We start from the raw sequence: 3,398 nt of genomic DNA, 5'->3' as shown, positions 1-3,398 counted from the left end.
GGGCCTTATCTGGGCTTTATGGCTGCCAATAAGAGCTTGATGCGTAAGATTCCGGGGCGTATCGTGGGACAAACCACCGACAAAGACGGCAAGAGGGCCTTCGTCCTGACCCTGCAGGCTCGGGAACAACACATCCGCCGCGAACTGGCTTCCTGTAATATCTGCTCCAATGAGGCTTTATGCGCCCTGGCGGCCAGCATGTATCTGGCTTTTGTGGGTGAGCAGGGTTTGCGGGATATCGCCCGGCGCTGTTATCAGCTGGCTCATTATGCTCAGGCACAACTGGCCGGGGCGGGGCTGGAACTAAAATACCATCAGCCCTTCTTCAACGAGTTTGCCATTAAAATCGATGATCCCGGGGCCGCCAACCGCAGGCTTTTGGAAAACGGCATCATCGGGGGCTACCAATTGGATGGGGCTTTATTACTGGCTTTCACCGAAAAGCGCACCCCTGCTGAAATTGACCGGCTGGCAGCCATTTTAGGAGGGAAATAGCATGAGCCAACTGATTTTTGAAAAGAGCGTCCCCGGCAGCAATTCCTTCACCCTGCCAGACCTGGATATACCTGAGATCGATCTGAGTGAAAATATACCCCGGCAATTTATGCGCCAGCAGCCCGCCGCCATGCCGGAACTGAGCGAAGTGGAGGCGGTAAGGCATTTTACAGAATTGTCCGCCCGGGCTTATGGTGTGGATAACGGTTTTTATCCCCTGGGGTCCTGCACCATGAAATACAACCCCAAAATCAACGAGTGGGCCTCCCGGCTCCCCGGCTTCGCCGCTATCCATCCCTGTCAGCCAGAAGGTAGCGTACAGGGGGCTTTAGAGCTTTATTATGAAATGCAGCAGATGCTGGCCGAGATAACCGGTATGGACGGTTTTTCTTTGCAGCCCGCCGCCGGCGCCCACGGGGAGATGGCCGGGGTGATGATCATCAAGGCCTATCATAAAGACCGCCGGGATGACAAACGCACCAAGATGATGGTGCCGGATTCCGCCCATGGCACCAATCCCGCTACTGCTAATGTGGTGGGCTACGAGGTAATCGAAATCAGTTCCAATGCGGAAGGCCTTATCGATCTGGATGACCTGCGCTCCAAAATGACCTCCGAAGTGGCCGGCCTGATGCTCACCAATCCCAACACTTTGGGGCTGTTCGAAGAGAACATCCGGGAGGTGGCTGGCATAGTTCATGAGGGCGGCGGCCTGCTCTACTATGACGGGGCCAACTTAAACGGGGTAATGGGGGTATCCCGGCCCGGTGATATGGGCTTTGATGTTATTCATGTCAATCTGCACAAGACCTTCTCCGCACCCCATGGCGGAGGCGGGCCGGGCTCGGGTCCGGTGGGGGTAAAAGAGCCCCTGATAAGATTCCTGCCCGTGCCGGTGGCGGTGAGGCGGGGTGACCTTTATGCCTTCGACTACGAACGCCCACTGTCCATCGGCAAGGTGAAGAATTTCTACGGGAATTTCGGAGTGATTGTAAAGGCCTACACCTATATCAGGGCCCTGGGCGGGGAAGGCCTCAAAGAAGCCTGCCAGCACGCGGTCTTAAATGCCAACTACCTGCGCCATCAACTCAAGGGAACCTATAATATACCCCTGGACCGGCTGTGCAAGCATGAATTTGTGGTTAATTCCAAAAACCAGGGGCAATACGGGGTTTCAACCATGGATATCGCCAAGCGCCTGATAGACTACGGCTATCATCCCCCCACAGTGTATTTCCCCTTGATCGTTCCGGAGGCCATGATGATTGAGCCTACCGAAACCGAATCCAAGGAACGCCTGGACCGCTTTGTTGGGGTCATGCAGTCCATCGCCAGAGAAGCAGCCGATAATCCTGATCTGGTCAAAAATGCCCCCCACCATGCGGTCATAAAAAGGGTCGATGAGGTGACTGCGGCCCGCAAGCCCATAGTAAAATGGGAGGCCCCTTGATAGGGGCTCCTTCCATATTTGATTCAGGATTTGGGCAAAGTGAAGAACCACATTTTCCCGGCAGCCCGGTCATTTTGGAGTAGGGTTGTTTTCGGGGGAACGGCAGGCTGAGGAGTTTGAACAACCCTGGTATTTTTTACGCGGGAGCTTTTAAGCGAACTGGAGGAGGGCTCAAGAAGCGGTGCAACTGCGGCAACTGGCAGCGAAGACCTATGCCATAGAAAGCGAATTCGCCTCACTGGGGGTGTACCTTCTTGATGAACGGGACTGCCTGCTTATCGACAGCGGTCACACCTCAGCCCACGCCCGGGAAGTGTTGCAGATACTGGACGAAAAAGGCTGGGCGGTTCACACCATTTTCAATACCCATGCCCATGCCGACCACTGCGGGGGCAACCGCTTGATTCAGGAGCACACCTGCTGCCAAGTGTATGCCACTGCCATCGAGGCGGCTTTTATTGAGAACCCTCTGTTGCTCCCCTATTCAACCTACACTGCCTATCCCCCCAAACTCTTGAGGGGCAAGTTCTTCATGCCCCAGGCCTCCCGGGTCACCCAGCGGGTCGAGGCAGGAGCTGTGTTTATCAAAGAAGCCCGCTTTGAAGCGGTGCCGTTGGCAGGGCACAGCCCGGGGCAGATGGGCCTCATCACCCCTGACGGGGTATTGTTCGCCGGGGACAGCCTGGTATCTCCCCAGATCCTGAAGACATTCCCCTGTGTATTTCTGGTTGATGCGGCCCAGCAGTTCTTAACCCTTGATAGGCTCACAGCGGGCAATTATAAGTCAATATATCTGTCCCACGGGGGATTGGCGGAAGACGCCCTTCTCGTTATCACCGCCAATTACGACATTTTGACAAATAACCTCCAGGCTATGGACGACATCATCCAAGTATCCCGCAGCCTGGAGGGGGTTATAGGTGAATTCACCTCCCGCCAGGGAGTGAAAATCAACCGCAATCATTATTTCCGGCTCTCCAAAACCGTTTCCAGCATGCTGGCCTACCTGGTGAATCAAGGCCAGGCTTCCATAATCATGCAAGATAATATCCCCCATTATCGCTCCCGCGGCAAAAAACGGCTGTCCCCGGAAGAAAAGCCGCAGTTGCCCCGATAACTCCACTAAAAGACAGCCCCGGAATGAAATCCTCAGGATAGCCAATGCTTATCGGCTGTCGCGTAAGACCTGGTTCCGTTAGAATGCCGGCTCTAAGCAAAAGTTTATATAAAAAGGCTGCCCGCGAAGACAGCCGCAATATGTTTCATCCAACGATATGTGCTTTTGTTTATAAATATTTTTCCAGGTTTACCAAGACGTTTTTTCATGCATACTTCCCAACCAGGAGAAGGCTTCCTCCAAAGCCCGATTCACGGCCAAAGATGAGGGTCCGCCAGGCACGGAGCGTCTCTGAACACAGGCCTTGATATCCAGGTAATTGTATATATCCGCTTC

At 54.3% G+C, this 3,398-nt stretch carries 3 protein-coding genes; all 3 read left to right on the top strand.

Annotated elements, in window-relative coordinates; all coding sequences use genetic code 11:
* On the top strand, positions 1–495 hold a 495-nt coding region (locus B3W37_RS10475; RefSeq protein ID WP_483175695.1), incomplete at its 5' end, for a PLP-dependent aminotransferase family protein.
* A 1-nt stretch (position 496) separates the two neighbouring features.
* Positions 497–1,945 carry an aminomethyl-transferring glycine dehydrogenase subunit GcvPB gene (gcvPB, locus tag B3W37_RS10470; RefSeq protein WP_483169823.1) on the top strand — a complete coding sequence of 483 codons (1,449 nt, stop codon included), beginning with the start codon at positions 497–499 and terminating at the stop codon, positions 1,943–1,945.
* Positions 1,946–2,126: 181 nt separating this feature from the next.
* Complete coding sequence (locus B3W37_RS10465) at positions 2,127–3,062, top strand: MBL fold metallo-hydrolase (protein WP_483175693.1); 936 nt, start codon at positions 2,127–2,129, stop codon at positions 3,060–3,062.
* The last annotated feature ends 336 nt before the right edge of the window (positions 3,063–3,398 follow it).

Source organism: Syntrophomonas sp. UBA5494, assembly GCF_002426325.1.
This window is presented reverse-complemented; position numbering and strand designations above follow the sequence as displayed.

Coding starts and splice junctions, on each gene's coding strand:
- gcvPB (WP_483169823.1), top strand. CDS start 497: ATGAGCCAACTGATTTTTGAAAAGAGCGTCCCCGGCAGCAATTCCTTC.